Here is an 18,903-nt window from a genome sequence, read left to right as displayed (position 1 = left end):
AATCCCGTTGATCACCTGCCGGTGATCACGCCACTGCCCGCCACGCCCGGACGAGACCGGCAGCAGCGGCTCGATCCGCGCCCACGCCGCATCCGTCAACTCACCCCGACCAACACCCACAACCCGGACATTACAGAACCAGTGACCAGGCCATTCACAGGACAGGCCCTAGGCCGCCCGGGCATGAGGAGCGGCCCGCCTCACCCCAGGTGGACCACGCGTGCCCAGTCCGGCGGGGACTTCGGGCGGTAGTCGTGCGCCTCGCTCCACCGGCTCGGCCGAGGAAAGAGCCCGACGACCGTCCGGCACGGTGGCCGGCTGCTCGGCCAGGCCGTCTGCCCGTCGGTGAGCACGACGATCGCATCCGGGCGTGGTGTCCGCCTGAGCGCTCCCGCCATCCCGGTGCGCAGGTCGGTGCCACCGCCGCCGACCAGCGTGAGGCCCTCGGCCAGACACAGCGGGCCGACAGTCTGCACGGCGGCGTCACAGGACAGCACCGTCACCAGGTCTCGTCGTCCGCCGACGGCCCGGAGGATCGCGGTGACCTCGAGCAGGGCGGTCCCGAGCTCGTCGTCGCTGACCGAACCCGACGTGTCGACGACCACGCTCACCCGGGGCGGCCGGCGGCGCAGGCTGGGCAGGACGACGCCGGGAACCGACGTCGCTCTCCGGGCGGGCCGGCCGTAGGTGTAGTCGTCACCGACGCCACCACTGGTGACAGCCGAACGGATCGCGGCGCCCAGAAGGTCCCGCCACGGCTGAGGCGGATGGACCACCTCGTTGGCCCAACGCCGCCAGCCCGAGGGAGCACTGCCGGGGGCACCGACGAGGCCCTGGGCCACCCGGAAGCGGACGGCTTCACGCTCGGACGCGGAAAGGCCGTGGGCACCGTCCGGCCCGAGCTCCCAGGGTCGGGCCAGCCCGTCCGCGCCGCTCCCGCAGTCATGCCAGGCGTACGGTCCGGTCAGCGGCCCGAGGCTGATGTCGCCGACATACTCCTCCAGCAAGTGGCCCGGCTTCAGGCGTAGAGCCTCTGCGGTGACGGCACCGGACGGCATGGGCAGGGCATCGTCGTAGATGTCGTCGTTGATCTCGCAGTCCGCCGCGAGATTGATCCTGAACCGACCCCCAGGACCGTCGAGGCCGTGACGTGCCACCAGAACGTCGCCGCGGCCGTGGTGGTTGCGCAGCAGGTGAGAGACCTCGTGCACCCAGACGCCGGCCAGATCCTCGACGGTCGAGCGCTCCACGAAGGCCGGCGCGACGTAGCAGCGCCAGTACCGGTCGACCGCCATCGTGGGCACGGTGGTCGACACCTCCACGCCGAGCGCGAACAGCGCCGCGGCCAGGTACGGACGCGCCTGGCACGCCAGGAGGCGGGCCGCGTAGAGCTTCTCGGTGTCCAGCTCCATCAGACGTCCACGGGGAGGAGGCCGGCACGCTTTCCGAGCGGCACCGCCACGGCCAGCCTCTCGATCGCGGCGGGCACGACCCAGCCCGGCTGACGCAAGGCGGACAGCGTCATCACCGGCGTGACAAGGAGGTCCGGGGCACCCGTCTCGAGCGCTCGGACGAGCACCTCCCAGGCCGCGTGCCATCGCGCTTCGTCGGGCCGCTTCTTGACCGCCAGCACCACCGCATCGAGCACGGCCTGACGCAGGTCACCGCGGTCCGGCAGTGCCGCGGACGACGGATCAGCGAGAAGCGTCTCGGGATCAGGCAGGTCGAGCCGGTCGATCGCAGCGAGCAGCTCGAACCCCGGCCCGTCCCCCACTGTCCCCTTGACCAGGAGCGAGAGCACGTCCCGGTCCGCACCAGCGGCCGTCGCGAACGCGACCAGTCGGAGTGCCATCTCCCAGCTGCGCGGAGACGGCCACGCACCACCACGGCGCACCTCGCTGGCCGGCAGCTGATGCATCAGCGCAGGCCGCGCGTCCAGGAACGTGCAGACAGCACGTCGCGCGAACGCGACCGCCTCGCCAAGGCGCTCGGCCTCCAGCCTCGGCAGCACGGCCCGGGGCCAGGTGCCGCCGAGACCACGGACGACGACGTCGTGCTCGTGCCGCCAGGGCAGGTGCACGAACCTGTTGGCGAGGGGCGGGCTCAGCTCCCAGCCGTCAGCAGCCGACGAGCGGGGGTTCGCCGCGGCGACGATGCGCACGCCGTCGGGCAGCCGGAGCGCGCCCACCTGCCGCTCCAGCACGACCCGCAGGAGCGCCGCCTGCACCGCGGGGGGCGCGGTCGACAGCTCGTCGAGGAACAGCAGTCCTCGTCCGGACTTCACGAGACGCACGGCCCAGTCCGGCGGGGCCATCGGCACCCCGAGGCGGGCCGGGTCGTCCCCGACGACCGGCAAGCCGTTGAAGTCGGAGGGTTCGTGCACGCTCGCGATCACCGTCGTGAGCGGAAGGTCGAGGGTCTCCGCGAGCTGCGTGATCGCGGAGGTCTTGCCGATCCCTGGCTCGCCCCACAGGAGCACCGGGATGTCTGCGGCGACGGCAAGGGTCAGGGCCGTGAGCTGAGGATCGGTACGCGGTTCGGTAGTGGTGGTGCTCAGCATCGTGAGCAGATCGGAGGCAACAGAAAGCTGAGAAGTCATAGATCACCCTGGGTGTGAGGGGGCCCGAAGGCCCGGGATGGGTCGCGAGGACTGGGCCGCGCAGCGGCGGGCGGTCAGTGGGTCGACGTCAGCAGGCGCCGGCTGTAGCGGTCGCGCTGCTTGTACGGGGTGCGTTCGGCGACGCCGCGCGCACGGAAGCTCGGGCCAGACGCGCGCGGGTCGCCGCTCGGGTCCACCCCGCGAGCCACGGGGTCGAGCCCCGCTCGGAACAGGCCGTAGGCGATCCGCCCCTCGGCGGCGGCGTTCAGCTCGTCCTGGAGGGCACCTGACCGAAGCACAGCCTCGGACCCGAGAACGGCCTCGACCGCGGCAAGAGCGGCCTCGGTGTCGCCGTGATCCAACCGGGCTCGGACGTCGGAGAGCTCGGCGGGGCTGCGATGCAGCTGGTCGACGACCTGCAGGCAGGGAATCGGTGTCCCCGTCAGAGCGGCCAGCAGCTCCTCCCGCTGGATCTCCTCCGGCGCATGGTCGAGCGCGGTGAGCACGCCTTCGACCAGCGCGAGCCGATGCCGCGCCCCTCCGCACTCCACGAACCGCGTCGTCGGCTCGGCAGACACAGGGCGCACACGTGACCCGCCGATCGCGAGCGCCTCCGCGACCAGGGGGTGCAGAGTGTCCGGAGTGATCAGCCCGGCTCGCAGCAGCTGGACGTCCGGCGGCACCCAGGTAGCCGCGTCGGGGAGCACCGGGAGGCTCGCCGTCGCCGCTCGGCCCCTCCTCGCATCGGTCAGCGAGAGAGGCCACGTGTCGCTCGCTCGCACGAGCATCCGCTTCCGTGAGCCCAGCCGGACGACAACCGTGTCGCCGGGGACGCCGGCGGCTCGCAGGACGAGCGCCGCCTCGGATGCCCACCGCTCGATCGCCCAGTCGTGCGGCACGCCTACGGTCTCGTCCCGGCAGGTGAAGGCTGCCAGCCCGGAACGCTCCGAGTACTCGGCGGTGCGCCGGGCGTCCCAGAGGTGCCGATGGAGATCCAGTCGATACCTCGGGTCGGGATGCGGGTGCGGGTGGCGCTCGGCGGCGCCCTCCCACCACCCCAGGACCATCCGTTGCCCACCTGCTGCCCACGTCGGCGGCGTCCGGACGACGAGATGAGCCGGCGGCCCACCTGGTCGTGGGTAACGGGCCAGCGAAAGGGTGAGTCCCGGGCGCAGCAGGCCGTCCGGGAGGACGCGCGGCATGTGCCAGCGGAGCAGGTCTGGCGCGAGGTGCCGGAGATCGCGGCGCACCTCGGCGGCGCGATCGGTCCCCTGGGTCCGTCGAATGCTCCGAAGGTCGACGTCGACGTCGACCCGGGCGGCCGCACACGCACCTGCCCAGTCACCCTCGAGACGGCGAGCTGTCGCCTTCTCGATCATCGGCGGCGGTACGGCGTACTCGCGTATCCGCTGCCAGGAGAGGAGGCGGGTTCCCTCGTTCACGGATGAGCGCATCAGCACTCACCTGGAGTGAACTGGGCCCCCGATCTGTTGCTCGTCAGGATTCTCATCGCCGCGGAGCCTAGCAGAGCCGTTCCGGCCAGCACAGCATCGCCCTCACCTGCGGCGAACGGCTCCCCAGACGCACACCGCCACGAGGACGAGCATCGCCAGACCCAGCAGCGGGTCCAGGCCGCGTCCCAGCATCGCGTCCGCCCCCAGCACCACTGCCGGGAGCACCGCGAGGACGAGGGCCGCGTCGAGCGGCCAGCACATCATGATGCCCTGCTGGAGCGGCAGGATCGGCAGCGCGATGCAGGTGATCGCGACCAGCGCCGTCGACCAGAACCGGTCGAGCACCGCACCACCGGCCACGGCGGGGATCGCCAGGATGCCTGACACGATCCACGCCAGGTGGAACCTGCTCGCAGCGAGCTCCAGGCCGGTGAACCCCTGTCCGCCGAGCCGGTGGGACGTCACGAGAACGCCCGCGGCCCCAGCACCGGCGACCAGGCACAGCGCAACACCCAGCAGGGTCTCCCCAGGTCGCTGGCCGCCCTCGTCCGCGATCGCGACCCAGGCGATCCCTGCGCAGAGGGCGAGCACGACGCCCGGATAGCCCAGTCCCACCGGCCGTCGCACCGCGACCGCAGCCACCAGGGCGACGACGATCGGCGCCGTGCCGACCTCCAGCACCGACGCCGCCGTAGGCGGAACGAGGGTCACGGCGACGTAGAACGCTCCGAACGCCGCGGCCGTGAAGACGTTGGCCACGACGACGTCCCGCCCTCGCACGCGAGGGCGCAGCCGCCCCGATCCGGCGCTCCGGCGCCGGGTCACGGAGAGCGCGACGACCGAGGCGAGAGCCACGACGAAGAAAGCCACGAACGTGGCGAACGTCGCCAAGGCCGGGGGCACCGTCGCGCCGACGACGGCGGTGCCCGTGCCCTGCCAGAGCACCGCCAGCGCGACGAGGCCGAGTCCGAGTCGCTCTCTCGGGGAGCGCGGCGGCCGGGTCGTCACGTCACTGGCGGACCGGTCGCCGAGGCCGGTGCGGTGCATGGTCATGCCCCAGTTTCCCGGTGGCGCGCGCCGCTCAGTTTGTCGCCCCCGGCGCGCTCGCCGCCGCCGTCGGCTCGGCCGGGCAGTCGTACCTCGGCGTGGTGAGCGTCTTCGCCTCCCGGCTCGGCAGGTCGGCGGCGCCTCCCGGGCTGCCGAAGTTGCCGAAGACGGCGAGGAGGACGTCCTCGATGTTCTCCCGGTCGGTCGACGCCCGGTAGAACCGGGCGTCGGTGCGCTCGGCGATCTCCCCCAGCAGGCACTCGTCGGTCTCGGTCCCGTAGGGCACGGTGTAGATGCGGACCTCCCGCTCGGGCTCGTCGATGGTGGCGATGAGGGCGTCCACCTGCTCCTGGGCGGCCGGCGGGTTGTTCACGCCGTCGGTGAGCAGCACGACGGCCTGGACCTTCTCGTCGTCGCTGCTCGTCGGGAACTTGGCCTCCAGCGCCTCGTGCGCCGCGATGGTCGCGTCGACCAGGGCGGTCCCCGACCCGGACGGCCGCAGCCCGTCGATCACAGCGTGCAGCGCCACGCCGTCGCCCACGGGCTGGAAGCCGGTGACCGGGACGGGCCCGTCGGCGAACGTCCAGATCGCCACCTCGTCACTCGGGTCGAGCAGGTCGAGCGCACGGTGGGAGGCCGCCTTGACGTCGTCCAGCGGTGCTCCAGCCATCGACAGCGACGTGTCGAGCAGGAGGAGCACCTGGGCGTTCTTGCGCACCCCGTCCCACTGTGCGCGCATCGCGTCCAGGACGGCCGCGTCCGGCACGGCGACGCTCGTGGACTGCTCGGCGGCCGTCGTCGTCCGGAGCTGGTCGGTCCGGGCGAGGGGGTCGCCGGGGCTGCGGAAGCCGACGTCGAGGAACCGGTCCTGCTGCGCCTCGTCGGCGAGGTAGGCGAAGAACGCCTCGGCGACGGCGCGCTGGTCGTCGCCGGTCCACGGCATGAGCAGGAAGGGATGGTCGAGCACGACCGTCCCCTCGGCCGGCTGCAGCGCGTCGAGGCTCGCGACGGCCTCGTGCTCACGCTTCCCCGAGCCGCAGTCGGCGTCGCCGCCGTCGGGCCGGCCGAGGTTGTAGGAGTGGATCATCTGCTCCTGGAGCACGAGCGCGTCCACCGGCGCCGTCCGCCCGCAGTAGATGTCCTCGAGATACTGCGTGGCCTCCTGGCCGTAGCTGCCGACCGACGACTCGACGTCGCGCACCCAGCCCACGACCTCGGGGTTCTGGACCAGGTCGACCGTCACGCCCTCCTGCTCACCGGGCAGCGCCCTCACTGCCGCGTCGTAGACGGAGACGGTCGTCGCGAGCCCCGACGTCGAGTAGAGCGGCACGTCGCGCCCGAGCACGAAGTCCTCGCTCTCGGCGTCCTTCTTCAGGTCGGCCCACGACATGGTCGACGGGTTGCCGGGTGCGCTCGGGACGGCGATCGCCATGACGCTCGCCGTGACCGAACCGAGGTTCTGCGCCTCGATCCCCTTCGCGGACCGCAGCAGCTCGGCCCACATGGAGGAGGTCGGCATCCACACCACCGGGGGCGGCGGCTGCGGCGGCTCGTCGCTCTCGATGGTCTTGGCGACGATCTCCTGGTCCCAGCGCTCGGCGCCCGCGAGCGCCTCCATGGCTCCGCCGGAGGTGAGCCCGGCTGCCTGCACGTCCACGCACCGCCCGTCGACGGTCTCCGTGGCGTTGAACTGCTGAGCGAGCTCCTTGACCAGCTCGTCCTTCTCGGTCGAGATGCTGACGGGCACGGCGATGCACGGCCCGGGCGCGACGGGCGGCCGGAGGATGCCGAGGGCGCTGAGCACGAGGAGCGTGGCTCCGACGGACGCCGCGACGGTGCCGCCGACCACGACGGTGGGGCGGTGGTCCCTGCCCCAGCCCACCACCTGGGCGGGGGCCGCGCGCACCTGCTCGCGCACCTTCCCGGCCCAGCGCAGCACGGCCTCGACGACCACGCGTACGAGCCGCTGCGGCCGTCTCGCAGGGACGTTCAGCCCTTCGAACACGGTGGAGGACAGGGCGCGCGCTTCGAAGCGGCCGTCGCGGGAGACCGACTCGACCGTCATGCCGACGACGCGCCCCGACGTGACCTCGACGACCGGGCTGCCGCAGAACCCCGGCCGCGGGCCGGGGGGCCCGCCGTGGTCGCCGTCGATCTGGAGCCACCGGCTGTCCAGGGTGCCCCGGACGTGCCCGGCGACCCACAGCTCGCCGCCAGGCCCGGCGCCGGTCTCGGCGTAGCCGAACAGCGAGACGTCCGTCCCTGCCGTGGGCTTCCCGAACCGGAACGGCAGCACGCTGCGGGGCACCCGGTCCGCTTCGTGGACCTCGAGCGCGACGACGTCGCCGTCCGGCACCTGCGCGCGGTACCGCACCTGCCGCTGCACGACGCCGTCCCCCTCGCCCAGGTGCGGGAACGTCACCGTGAACCACAGCGACAGCGGGTTCTTGTCCTTCGCGACGCGTTCGAGCACGTCCCAGGACGTGAGGACCCGGCGGGGCGAGACGACGAAGCCGAGGCCCACGGGGGCGCCGTCGTCCACGATGGTGACGACCGCCTTGCTCCAGCGTTCCTGACGGGCCCGCGCCCGGGCGCCCGGGGTGGAGAACTCCTGGAGCTGGGCCACGAGCTCGCCCGCCAGGGTGCAGGCGAGGGCGAGCCACAGCAGGGGGGACGTGAAGGCCTCGGCGAGGTTGCCGTCGACCCGTTCGATGGCCACACCGCCGAGCACCGCGGTCAGCGCGAGTCCGACGGATCTCGCGATCTGCTTCCCCATGCGTCCGCCTTCGTCCGGATAGTCCCTGGTCTGGGGAGACTATCGGCTCGGGTCTGCGCCTGCCCGGACGACCTCGCCGTGTTGGGACGGCGGCGCCGGGTGAGCCTTCTCGAGGTCGGTGACGTACGCGCAGAGCATGCGCTTGACCTCGGCGATCATGGCCGGCTGGTCGGCGGGGCCTGCTGCCGTGACCGAGGGCAGGGCCGCCTGGAAGACCTGGATCATCAGCTGCGCCGCCAGGCTCAGCTCGACGGGCGACCGGTCGGGAACGCGCAGGCGCAGGAGCTGGACCACCCGGCCGACGAGGGCCTCGTGGACCGGCCGCACAGCCGCCGTGAGTCCGGGCGGCATGTCGGGGCGCGCGAGCAGCGCCTTGAAGCCGGGTGTGGCGAGGTTGACGGCGATGATCGGGTCGACGACGCGGTCGATCACGTCGTGCGTCGGCAGGCGGGCGACGTCGGCCACGTCGAACGCCGCCTCGTGCACCTCGCGCAGGCTGTCGGCGTAGCTCTGCGCCAGCGCTCCGACGATCTCGTCCTTGTTGCGGAAGTACTGGTAGAGCGAGCCCGGCGAGATGCCGGCCTCCGCGGCGATCGCGTTGGTCGTGGTCCTCTCGTACCCCTCGGACGCCAGCACGCAGGCGGCCGCGGTGAGGATCTCGGCCATGCGGCGCTCCCCCCTCGCCTGACGTCGTCGCGGCGCGTCAGCGCGCGCGCCCTCCGGTTCTCCCTGGTCGTCCACGTGTACCTCCTTGCCGTTGACAAACACGAGCGTCTGCTCGCATTCTAGACGCGAGCGATTGCTCGCGTTCAGCCTAGCCTCTGGGAGCCTCGGTGCTCGGTCGCCACCTCACGCAACACGCAGCCCACGTCCCGCCGCCTGCCGAGGGCACGTTCTGATGGGGGTACCGCGCAGCGCCCGGGTGATCGCCACGATCCAGGCCACGGTCTCGTCGGTGTTCTTCGTGGTCCTCGGGGGCGTCCGTGCCGACAACCCGTTCCTGGTCCCCGACGCCGTGCTGGTCGTCCTGCTGCTGGTCTCGGCGTACCTGCCCGGCCGCTGGGCGGCGCCGTCGTTGATCTTCTCGTTCGCGCTGGCCGTCGGGGTCTGGTCCGTCTCGCTGGCGCAGTACGTGGTCCGGGGCGAGTTCCTCGAAGGTGCGAACCACGTGCCCCTCATCGTGTCGGCGGTGGTGCAGAGCATGTTCCTGGTCCGGCGGCTCAGCCGGCCGCGGGCCGAAGATCCGGGCGGGCGTCAACCGGTCCAGCAGCCGGTGGCCGCATGACCGCATGACCGCTCGCGAGAGGACGCGAGCCGAGGCGGCCTACTCCGCGCCGTAGAAGAGCCGCTCCACCACCGTCCGGGCACGCCGGGACGTCCGCAGGTAGGCCTCCTCGAGCTCGGCGCCCGACCCGAGGTCGCCCAGGAGCCGCGAGATGGCCGTGAGTGCCGCGCGGTCGTGCGGCAGGAGGTCGACGGACGCCCCGGTGGTGCGCCCGGACCACAGCACGATCGCGGACCGCAGGCGCGAGGCCAGGTGCCAGGCGTCGCGGAGGGCTGAAGCGTCCCCGGAGTCCACCAGGCCAGCGGTCTCGGCTGCGGCGAGCGCGGCCATCGTGCCGGTGGTCCGCAGGCCGGGCACCTCGGCGGCGTGCTGGAGCTGGAGCAGCTGGACGGTCCACTCGACGTCGGCCAGGCCGCCGCGACCGAGCTTCAGGTGCCGCGCCGGGTCCGCCCCCCGCGGGAGCCGTTCGGACTCGACGCGTGCCTTGATGCGCCGCACCTCACGGACCACGGCGGGGTCCAGCCCGCCCTCCGGGTAGCGCAACGGGTCCACGAGCGCCCGGAACCGCTCGCCCAGCGACAGGCCGCCCGCGGCACCGGGACCGAAGCGGCCCGCCTCGTCGTCGGGCCCGGGCCCGACCGGCACGTCGACGCCCGCCGCAGCCGCCACGTCAGCGCCCGCCGCAGCCCCCGCGTCAGCGCCCGCGTCCCCCGCCTCCGCCACCCCGCGCAGCGTCCCGGACAACGGCCGGGCCCGGAGCAGCGCCTGCGCCTCCCACGGCGACGACCAGCGCCCGTAGTACTCCGCGTAGGACGCGAAGGACCGCACGAGCGGGCCGCTGCGCCCCTCGGGCCGCAGGTCGGCGTCGACGGGCAGCGCCGGCTCCGGGCCCATCGCCGAGAGCAGCTTGCGCAGGTGCGTGGCGACGGCGAGCGCGTAGTCGCCGGCCGCCCGCTCGGTCGCGCCGGGCGCGGGCTCATAGACGAACATCACGTCGGCGTCGGACCCGTACCCCATCTCCTGCCCGCCGAGCCGGCCCATGGCGACCACGAGGAGCCGCGCGGGCTCGGCGCCGCGGTCGAGCCCGCGCTCTGCGCGCGCCTGGAACTCCGCGATCCGCAGCCCACCTGCGAGGACCACGTCCGCGGCGTCGGAGATGGCTCGGGCGGCCCGGACGGCGTCGAGCAGCCCGAGCACCTCCCCCACACCGGTGCGGGCGAGCTCCCGCCGCCGGAGCGCCCGCAGCGACACGGTCGCCTGCCCGGTCTCGCTCGCACGCCGCAGGATCGCGTCGGCCTCACCCGCCAGCCGGTCGACGCCGCGCGGCTCGAGCCCCGCCGTCTCAGCGAGCCACTGCACCGACTCGGGCGAGCGTGCGAGGGCGTCCGACAGGTAGCGCGACGACGCGAGCACCTGCGCGAGGCGCGCGGCGGCGGCCTCGGAGTCACGCAGCAGGCGCAGGTACCAGGGCGTGGAGCCGAGCTCCTCCGACAGGCGCCGGAACGCGAGCAGCCCGGCGTCGGGGTCCGCGCCCTCGGCGAACCAGCCCAGGAGCACCGGCAGGAGCTGCCGCTGGATCGACGCCCGCCGCGACACGCCCTCGGTCAGGGCTGTGACATGGCGCAGCGCCCCGGCGGGATCCCGGTAGCCGATGGCCGCGAACCGGGCGACAGCCGCCTCCGGGGCGAGCGACAGCTCGTCGTCGGACAGCTGGGCGGTGGCCGGCAGGAGCGGCCGGTAGAAGAGCGCCTCGTGCAGCGTGCGCACCTCCCGCCGCACGGACCGCCAGCGCTTGTCGAGCTCGGCGGCGTCCGTGAGGCCCAGAGCGCGCGCCAGCCTGCGCAGGTCGCCGTCGCCGGTCGGCAGCAGGTGCGTACGGCGCAGCCGGAACAGCTGGATGCGGTGCTCCAGGACCCTCAGGAACCGGTAGCACTCGGCCATCTTCACGGCGTGCTCGCGCCCCACGTACCCGCCCGCGGCGAGCGCCCCGAGCGCGTCCAGCGTGGTGCGACCGCGGATCGACTCGTCGGTGCGCCCGTGCACGAGCTGCAGCAGCTGCACCGTGAACTCCACGTCCCGCAGGCCGCCCGCCCCGAGCTTGATCTGCCGCTCCGCCTCCGCCGCCGGCACGTTGTCCTCCACGCGACGGCGCATCGCCTGCGCGTCCACGACGAAGTTCTCCCGCGTCACGGCACGCCACACGAGCGGCTCGATCGCCTCCCGGTACTCCCGCCCCAGGTCCAGGTCACCCGCGACGGGCCGCGACTTGAGCAGCGCCTGGAACTCCCAGGTGCTGGCCCAGCGCTCGTAGTACGCCAGGTGGCTGGCGAGCGTCCGCGTCAGCGGCCCCTGCTTGCCCTCCGGGCGCAGCGCCGCGTCCACCTGCCAGAGCGCCGGCTCGGCCGACGTCGCCGAGCACACCCGCGCGAGCCCCGTCGCCAGGCGCGCCCCGACGCGCAGGGCCTCGTCCTCGTCGACGCCCTCCTCGGGCTCGGCCACGTAGACGACGTCCACGTCGGAGACGTAGTTCAGCTCGCGCCCGCCTGTCTTGCCCATGCCGATCACCGCGAGGCGTACGCCCGCGCCGTGGTCGGGCAGCTCCGAGCGGGCCACCGCGAGCGCCCCCTCCAGCGCCGCCGCCGCCAGGTCGGCGAGGGCCGCTGCCACGGCGGGCAGCACGGCGGCCGGGTCGGGCGCGGTGACGTCGGTCGCCGCGATGCGCAGCAGCCGGGCCCGGTACGCCCGGCGCAGCGCGTCGGTGTACGACGACGGACGCGCGCCCGGGTGCACCGCCCCGGCCGGGTCCTCAGGCTGAGCGGGCGCCTCCGACCCCGCGACCGGCGCCTTCGCGCCGGGGTCCGCGTCGACCGCGCGGAGGAGCTCGGCCCGGACCTCGGCCGGGTCCACGCCGGTGCCAGGGGTCAGGTCCTCGACCACGTCGAGGAGCTCGGGGCGCCGCACCAGCTCGTCGCCGAGGGCGGTCGACGCCCCGAGGACGCCGAGCAGCCGCGCCCGGGCGTCCGGCTCGCCGTCGGGCTCCCCCGCCGCCGGCAGCAGCAGGGGACGTAGCCGCGGGCCGGCGCTCGCCGCCAGGCGGACGAGCTGGAGCAGGGCGAGGTCGGGGTCTGCCGTGTGCCCGACGGCCCGGAGCAGCGCTGCGGACTCGGGGCCGAGCTCGACCGAGGCGCCGTCGGGCCCGCCGCCGTCCGGACCCGCTCCTGCTGCCGGCTCGGGCTGCGCGTCGCGGACCGCCGCCAGCTCCGGGTCCTGCCAGAGCGCGGCGGAGCGCGACAGGTCGGCGAAGCCGGCCCTGATCAGGTGGGTCGTCAGCGTCTCGGGTCGGCGGCTCTGCACGGTCCGACCCTACCCACCTGCCCCGGCTCGCCGCGGCGGACCTACAGGAACTGCAGGAACCGCTCCAGCTCGTACGGCGTGACCTGCGCCGAGTAGGCGTCCCACTCCTGGCGCTTGTTGCGCAGGAAGTACTGGAACACGTGCTCGCCCAGCGTCTCGGCGAGGAGCTCGGACTTCTCCATGACCTCGATCGCCTCGTTGAGGTTGCGCGGCAGGGGCGTGATGCCCAGCGCGCGACGCTCCGAGCCGGTCAGCTCCCACACGTCGTCCTCGGTGGCCTCGGGGAGCTCGTAGCCCTCCTCGATGCCCTTGAGACCGGCGGCGAGCATCACCGCGAACGCGAGGTACGGGTTGGCCGCCGAGTCCAGCGCGCGGTACTCCACCCGGGACGAGTTGCCCTTGCCCGGCTTGTACATGGGCACCCGGACGAGCGCCGAGCGGTTGTTGTGGCCCCAGGAGACGTACGACGGCGCCTCCTGGCCACCCCACAGCCGCTTGTACGAGTTCACGTACTGGTTGGTGATCGCCGTGATCTCGCTCGCGTGCACCAGCAGGCCGGCGATGAACTGGCGCGCGGTCTTGGACAGCTCGTACTGGGCGCCCGGCTCGTGGAAGGCGTTGCGGTCGTCCTCGAAGAGCGACATGTGCGTGTGCATGCCGGAGCCCGGCTCGTTCGCGAGCGGCTTGGGCATGAACGACGCGAACACGCCCTGCTCGAGCGCGACCTCCTTGACGACCGTGCGGAACGTCATGAGGTTGTCAGCGGTGGTCAGCGCGTCGGCATAGCGCAGGTCGATCTCGTTCTGGCCGGGACCCGCCTCGTGGTGGGAGAACTCCACCGAGATGCCCATGGACTCGAGCATCGTGATGGCCGCGCGGCGGAAGTCGTGCGTTGACCCGCGGGCCAGGTGGTCGAAGTAGCCGCCGCGGTCCACGGGAACCAGCTTCTCGTCCGTCGAGGAGATCTGGTTGAAGAGGTAGAACTCGACCTCGGGGTGCGTGTAGAACGTGAACCCCTTGTCGCTCGCCCGGGCCAGCGCGCGCTTGAGCACGTTGCGGGAGTCGGCGAGCGACGGCTCGCCGTCGGGCGTGAGGATGTCGCAGAACATGCGACCCGTGCCGTGCCGGTCGCCGCGCCACGGCAGCACCTGGAACGTGGTGGGGTCGGGCTTGGCGATCATGTCGGCCTCGTACACGCGCGTGAGGCCCTCGATGGCGCTGCCGTCGAACCCGATGCCCTCGGAGAACGCCGACTCGAGCTCTGCGGGCGCGACCGCGACCGACTTCAGCACGCCGAGCACGTCGGTGAACCAGAGCCGGATGAAGCGGATGTCGCGCTCCTCGACCGTGCGGAGCACGAACTCCTGCTGCCTGTCCATGGGGCCTATCCTGCACCAGATCCTGTTACGGGCGCGTATACCGGAGGCCAAGAGCTGATCGTGCCCCGCGTCACACCGCCGCCGGCGCCGGGTGCAGGGGGCGGCGCGCGAGGCCGGGCATAGGCTGGGGGAGGCATCCACGGGGCGACGACGCCCATCCCTCGACCGCAGGAGGACCATGTCCGCGCACACCCCGCCCGCCGCCGGCTCGCCCAAGAAGGTGCGGGTGCACCACCTCGCCGAGGCCAAGGCGCGCGGCGAGCGGATCACCATGCTCACGGCCTACGACGCGGTCACCGCGGCGATCTTCGACGCGGCCGGCCTGGACCTGCTGCTCGTCGGCGACTCGATCGGCAACGTGATGCACGGGCACGCCACCACCATCCCCGTCACGGTCGACGACATGATCCCGCCCGCTCGCGCCGTCGCCCGGGCCGCGAAGCGCGCTCTCGTCGTGGTGGACCTGCCGTTCGGCTCGTACGAGGCGGGCGCGCAGCAGGCGCTCGAGACCGGCGTGCGCATCTTCAAGGAGACCGGCGCCGCGGCCGTGAAGCTCGAGGGCGGACGGCGGAGCGTGGCCCAGATCCGCGCGCTCACCGACGCCGGCATCCCCGTGGTGGGCCACCTCGGCTACACGCCGCAGTCCGAGAACCTGCTCGGCGGCCCGCGCGTCCAGGGCCGGGGCGACGAGGCGGTCGAGGCCCTGTCGGCCGACGCCAAGGCGGTCGAGGAGGCGGGCGCCGTCGCCGTGGTGCTGGAGATGGTGCCCGTCGACGCCGCGGCCCGCATCACCGAGATCCTCCGGATCCCGACGATCGGCATCGGCGCCGGCCCGTCGTGCGACGGCCAGGTGCTCGTCTGGACCGACATGGCCGGGATGACGGACTGGTCGCCGCGCTTCGCCAAGCGCTACGCGGAGCTCGGCGCCGTGCTCGAGCGCGCCGCAGCGGACTTCGTCGAGGAGGTCAAGGAAGGCACCTTCCCCGACGAGGCGCACTCCTTCCAGAAGTAGGCCGGCCCGGCGCGGGCGCGCCACCGGCCATGGCGCCCGCGCCGCTCACTCCTTGCGCCAGCTGCCTTCCTCGTCCTCCCAGACGTCGTTGCGCACCCGCGCGCGCTCGAGCGCCTGCTCGGCCTCCTCGCGGGTGGCGTACGGGCCCATGAGGTGGTTCCAGGTCGATCGGCGGCCCGTCTCGACCTCGCCCGTCTCGGTGTTGTACCAGTACTGTGCGGCGTCGCTCATGAGACGATCCTCGCACCAGGCCGTGTGCGGCGCGCCGCCGGACACGCCCCCACTCGAAGCGGAGAAGCCTTGTCGGGACATCATCACGAGACCGCCCAGCTGGCGTTCGGCATCGACATCGGAGGATCGGGCATCAAGGGCGCGCCCGTCGACCTCGCGACAGGGACGTTCGTGCAGGAGCGCACCCGGATCCCCACCCCGGCGCCCTCGACACCTCAGGCGGTCGCGGCCGTGCTCGCCGAGCTCATCGGCACCTACCACCTGCCCGACGACGTGCCGGTCGGCGTCGCCTTCCCCGCGCCGATGCAGCGGGGAGTGGTCCGGTCCATCGCCAACCTCGACGCCTCGTGGACCGGGGTCGACCTGCCGGCGCTCGTGGAGCGCGCCACGGGCCGCCACGCGGTCGCGGTGAACGACGCCGACGCCGCCGGCGTGGGCGAGCTCCGCTACGGGGCCGCCCGCCAGACCGACGGTGTGGTGCTCGTGGCGACCCTCGGCACCGGGATCGGCTCCGCGCTCTTCGTGGACGGCACGCTCGTGCCCAACACCGAGCTGGGCCACCTGGAGATCGACGGGCACGACGCCGAGTCCCGCGCCGCGGACTCCGCCCGCGAGCGCGAGAACCTGTCGTGGGAGGCGTGGGCCCAGCGGCTGCAGCGCTACTTCGGCGTGGTCGAGGACCTGCTCTCCCCCGACCTCATCGTGATCGGCGGCGGCGTCAGCAAGCACCACGAGAAGTACCTGCCGCTGCTCCACCTCCGGGCGCCCGTGGTTCCCGCCCAGCTGCGCAACGCTGCGGGGATCGTCGGGGCGGCCTCGCTGGCGGCCGACGCCTGAACACAGACATCGAGCAGGCCCTCACGTCGTCGACGTGAGGGCCTGCTCGATGTTCGTCGTCGTGTGCGGAGGCAGCGGCTCAGCCGGCTACGGCTCCGTAGTGTGACCCCGAGGTCTGCGCGAAGACCGAGTCCACGCCCAGCATCTCGAGGACGTCCGACACCACAGTCGGCGGTTCGAGGAGCCGGACCTGCAGCCCCTCGCGTGTGCCGAACGTGTAGAGCTGGACCAGGAAGGCGATCCCCGTGGAGTCGATGAACGTCACGCGTGACGTGTCAATGACGACGGGTACGTCGCGTTCCAACGCATTCGCGAGGGCGGCACCGGCCTCGCCCCGCAGAGCGACGTCGATCTCGCCCCACATGTTGACCAGGCTCGCCTCCGGAGTCTCCTCCAGCGCGATACCCCCGGTGTGCCCCCCAGCATGATTCATGGTGTAGCTCACTCACATCGCCCCTGCTCCTTGCTCCCGACTGGTGCTGCCGGTACTGCTGGCCCCCCGACCCCCGGCAACTAGGGAGATGCGACGCCCTCGTCGCGATCACGGGAAGCGTACAACGGCTTCACGCGGTAGCGGAACACCGTGGGAGGGGTTTCTTTGAGGAATTTTCCCTGGTATAGGCCGGGAAATGGCTACCGTGAATCAGCATCACGGGCCAATAGGCTCTTTACGGGCGAACTGGAATAGCGTTGCGGAACAGAGCATCCCGGATGTTGGGATACCCGCACTCCGCTCAGTCGTTGCCGCGCTCCGAGCGTTCCCCGGCCCCGTTCTCCCGGCGGCGGGACCCCGTGGCGCTCTCCTTCTCCCATGCGTCGAGCTGCATCGTGAGCGCCTTCGCCAGCTCGAACACCTGCTGCGGCGGGATGCGCACGCGCGACACCACCCGTCCGGGCACCACGACGTTGGTGACCTCGCCCGTGTCCGGGTCGGTCGTCGGGCTCGGTGGCTGCTTCACCGCGATGAAGTCCAGCACGAACGACGTCGGCGTGTGCCACACCGAGGCGAAGTCGGCAGGGACGCCGGTCTCCATCTCGTCGGGCACGTCGATCTGAAACTCCTGCGGGATCTCGTCCGGCACTGTGCCTCCTGGGGTGCGGCGATCGTCCGACGCTAGCGCGCCGTGGCCCGCTCGCACGGTGGCGCGCCGCGGACTCGGGCGATCTGCAGCAGATCGGTATGAACTGCGTAGGTATCAGTATCGCCGTCCGGCCGCGATCACGTGACCTGACCGCCGCACTGACCGTGTCAGCCGACGGCGTCTGCGAGCTCCGGTGGCACGCCGGCGTCGTGCTCCAGCCAGCCCACCAGCGACGCGTGCACCACGATCCGGTGGTCGTTGCCCCACGCGCCGTCGGTCACCGAGTGGCACGAGACGAGCGTGAGGTAGCGCCCGCCGGGGGCCAGGCCCGCCGGCGCGTCGGCCACGACGTCGGCCCCCTGCTGGGGCTCGACCAGCGTGGCCGGCGCGGTCACCTCGTAGACGTACCAGGCGTCGGCGGTCTCGACGACGACGGCGTCGCCCGTGACCAGCGCGTCCACGTGGAGGAAGTTGTCGCCGTGCGTGCGACGGTGCCCGGCGAAGGCGGTGTTACCCACCTGCCCCGGCAGGTCCGACTGCGTGAACCGGCCCGCCGCCCCCGTGTTGAGCACGGCCTCTGTCACGCCCTCCTTGATGGGGGTGCGGGCGTCCATCAGCTCGCCGCGGGCGCCGGTGGTGCCCGCCCAGGACGGGACCCAGAGGGTCCCCCAGGTCCCGGACAGGTCGCCCGGGACCGGTGCGGCGTCGAGGTCGGTGCGGAGGGCCGCGGCGGCGTCGGGCAGGGGGTTCGCCTCGCTGAAGGCGGCGAGGTCCTGGGCCTCCTGGCGGTCGGCCACCCAGGTGGTGCCGACGTTCTGCCAGGTCCAGCCGCCCGCGGCGGCGAGGCCGCCCAGCAGGACGACGATCGCCACGACCTTCACGGGGTCGGGCCGACGACGGCGCGTGCGCACGGGGAGTGTCTCCTTCGGGTGCTGGTTCGCGGGGGTCTCGTCCGCCGGAGCGCGGGACGGCTTGCGCGGCCGGCTGAGCCGGTTGCCGCCCACGCCCGCGAGCGCCACGCCGCCGACGAACGCGACGGCCCACCACGGGAACCCGGCCTCGCCGTCGCGACCGGCGATGACGGCCTCGGCATCCTCCTCGGGGACGGGGTCGAGCCGGACGCCGCGCACGGCGAGGCGGTGGGAGTTGATGCCGGTGGGGGTGCAGGTGAGCAGGGTGACGAGGTCGCGGCCGGGCTCGGGCTGCATGGTGCTGGTGTCGCCCGGCTCGACGACGGTGATCTGGTCCACCTCGTAGGTGATCGTCCGGCCCACCACGTCGATGCTGAAGTGGTCGCCGAGGTCGAGGTCCTCGAGGTGGGTGAAGAGCTCGGCGTCCACCAGGCCGGACTGCGCCGAGAGCACCGGGTGGTTCCCGGTGCCGCCCACCGGCAGCGCCGACCCGAACAGGTGTCCGACGCCCCGGCTCAGCGAGTCCTCCCCCGTGCCGTGGTAGACGGGCAGCGTGAGGCTGAGGTCGGGGATGGTGAGCTGAGCCATGACGTCGCCGGGCTGGGGGGCGAGCTCGCCGCGGTACTCGGCGTCGGGCGTGTCGCCCGAGCCGGTGAGGCCCTGGGCGAGCCGCTCGTTGTAGGCCTCGGCGGACGCGAGCATCGCGTCCTGCTCCGCCGACGGCATCGCGTCGACGGCGTGGGCGCAGCCCGTGAGCTCGGAGGCCTGGTCGCGGACGGCGAACCAGTTGGCAGCCGTCGGGTAGAGGAGCAGGCCGAGCCCGAGCGCGGCGAGGACCATGACGGCGACGGTCTGTCGGTTCATGGTTCCTCCCGTGCTCGGGCTCGGTGACGTGCGCCGGGACGCGGGCCTCGCGGCCCGCGCCCCGGGTGTGGT

15 protein-coding genes are annotated in these 18,903 nt (G+C 73.0%); 3 read left to right on the top strand and 12 right to left on the bottom strand.

Annotated elements, in window-relative coordinates; translation table 11 throughout:
* Nucleotides 1–200: 200 nt before the first annotated feature.
* The 6 genes from AC060K_RS19955 to AC060K_RS19930 all read right to left on the bottom strand — a co-directional run bounded on the left by AC060K_RS19955 (nucleotide 201) and on the right by AC060K_RS19930 (nucleotide 8,617).
* A complete protein-coding gene (locus tag AC060K_RS19955; RefSeq protein WP_483767095.1) occupies nucleotides 201–1,412 on the bottom strand; it encodes a vWA domain-containing protein in 1,212 nt (403 codons plus the stop codon).
* Nucleotides 1,412–2,599 carry an AAA family ATPase gene (locus AC060K_RS19950; protein ID WP_483767094.1) on the bottom strand — a complete coding sequence of 396 codons (1,188 nt, stop codon included), beginning with the start codon at nucleotides 2,597–2,599 and terminating at the stop codon, nucleotides 1,412–1,414. Before AC060K_RS19950 ends, AC060K_RS19955 begins: the two co-directional genes overlap by 1 nt.
* Nucleotides 2,600–2,673: 74 nt before the next feature.
* Nucleotides 2,674–3,666 (bottom strand): hypothetical protein, encoded by a 993-nt coding sequence (locus AC060K_RS19945; protein ID WP_483767093.1) that lies wholly within the window; start codon nucleotides 3,664–3,666, stop codon nucleotides 2,674–2,676.
* A 489-nt stretch (nucleotides 3,667–4,155) separates the two neighbouring features.
* On the bottom strand, nucleotides 4,156–5,106 hold the full coding sequence (locus tag AC060K_RS19940; protein WP_483767092.1) for a hypothetical protein: 951 nt from the start codon (nucleotides 5,104–5,106) through the stop codon (nucleotides 4,156–4,158).
* A 28-nt stretch (nucleotides 5,107–5,134) separates the two neighbouring features.
* Nucleotides 5,135–7,876: a VWA domain-containing protein gene (locus AC060K_RS19935; protein ID WP_483767091.1), complete on the bottom strand. Its 2,742-nt coding sequence runs from the start codon at nucleotides 7,874–7,876 to the stop codon at nucleotides 5,135–5,137.
* 39 nt (nucleotides 7,877–7,915) lie between these two features.
* On the bottom strand, nucleotides 7,916–8,617 hold the full coding sequence (locus AC060K_RS19930; RefSeq protein WP_483767090.1) for a TetR/AcrR family transcriptional regulator: 702 nt from the start codon (nucleotides 8,615–8,617) through the stop codon (nucleotides 7,916–7,918).
* Nucleotides 8,618–8,774: 157 nt separating this feature from the next.
* Between AC060K_RS19930 and AC060K_RS19925 the strand changes: the two genes are divergently transcribed.
* Entirely contained in the window at nucleotides 8,775–9,161 is a 387-nt protein-coding gene (locus AC060K_RS19925) for a hypothetical protein (RefSeq protein ID WP_483767089.1), read from the top strand.
* A 39-nt stretch (nucleotides 9,162–9,200) separates the two neighbouring features.
* Here AC060K_RS19925 and AC060K_RS19920 read toward each other — a convergent pair whose 3' ends face one another.
* Complete coding sequence (locus AC060K_RS19920; protein ID WP_483767088.1) at nucleotides 9,201–12,515, bottom strand: bifunctional [glutamine synthetase] adenylyltransferase/[glutamine synthetase]-adenylyl-L-tyrosine phosphorylase; 3,315 nt, start codon at nucleotides 12,513–12,515, stop codon at nucleotides 9,201–9,203.
* A gap of 41 nt (nucleotides 12,516–12,556) precedes the next feature.
* Nucleotides 12,557–13,894, bottom strand: coding sequence for a type I glutamate--ammonia ligase (gene glnA, locus AC060K_RS19915; RefSeq protein WP_483767087.1), 1,338 nt, complete (start codon nucleotides 13,892–13,894; stop codon nucleotides 12,557–12,559).
* Between the two features lie 178 nt (nucleotides 13,895–14,072).
* On the opposite strand from glnA, the gene panB reads away from it, so the two are divergent.
* Nucleotides 14,073–14,906 (top strand): 3-methyl-2-oxobutanoate hydroxymethyltransferase, encoded by an 834-nt coding sequence (panB, locus tag AC060K_RS19910; RefSeq protein ID WP_483767086.1) that lies wholly within the window; start codon nucleotides 14,073–14,075, stop codon nucleotides 14,904–14,906.
* Between the two features lie 45 nt (nucleotides 14,907–14,951).
* Here the strand turns inward: panB and AC060K_RS19905 are convergent, their stop codons facing one another.
* Nucleotides 14,952–15,137, bottom strand: coding sequence for an SPOR domain-containing protein (locus AC060K_RS19905; RefSeq protein ID WP_483767085.1), 186 nt, complete (start codon nucleotides 15,135–15,137; stop codon nucleotides 14,952–14,954).
* Between the two features lie 69 nt (nucleotides 15,138–15,206).
* Here AC060K_RS19905 and ppgK point away from each other — a divergent pair, with 69 nt between their 5' ends.
* Nucleotides 15,207–15,974, top strand: coding sequence for a polyphosphate--glucose phosphotransferase (gene ppgK / locus AC060K_RS19900; RefSeq protein ID WP_483767084.1), 768 nt, complete (start codon nucleotides 15,207–15,209; stop codon nucleotides 15,972–15,974).
* Between the two features lie 79 nt (nucleotides 15,975–16,053).
* On the opposite strand, the gene AC060K_RS19895 is transcribed toward ppgK, so the two are convergent.
* The 3 genes from AC060K_RS19895 to AC060K_RS19885 form a co-directional block, all read right to left on the bottom strand.
* Nucleotides 16,054–16,407: an STAS domain-containing protein gene (locus tag AC060K_RS19895; RefSeq protein WP_483767083.1), complete on the bottom strand. Its 354-nt coding sequence runs from the start codon at nucleotides 16,405–16,407 to the stop codon at nucleotides 16,054–16,056.
* Between the two features lie 301 nt (nucleotides 16,408–16,708).
* Complete coding sequence (locus AC060K_RS19890) at nucleotides 16,709–17,056, bottom strand: DUF3467 domain-containing protein (RefSeq protein ID WP_483767082.1); 348 nt, start codon at nucleotides 17,054–17,056, stop codon at nucleotides 16,709–16,711.
* Between the two features lie 167 nt (nucleotides 17,057–17,223).
* On the bottom strand, nucleotides 17,224–18,831 hold the full coding sequence (locus AC060K_RS19885) for a class C sortase (protein WP_483767081.1): 1,608 nt from the start codon (nucleotides 18,829–18,831) through the stop codon (nucleotides 17,224–17,226).
* Nucleotides 18,832–18,903 lie beyond the last annotated feature (72 nt).

This window comes from Antribacter sp. NEAU-D49 (assembly GCF_057158775.1).
This window is presented reverse-complemented; position numbering and strand designations above follow the sequence as displayed.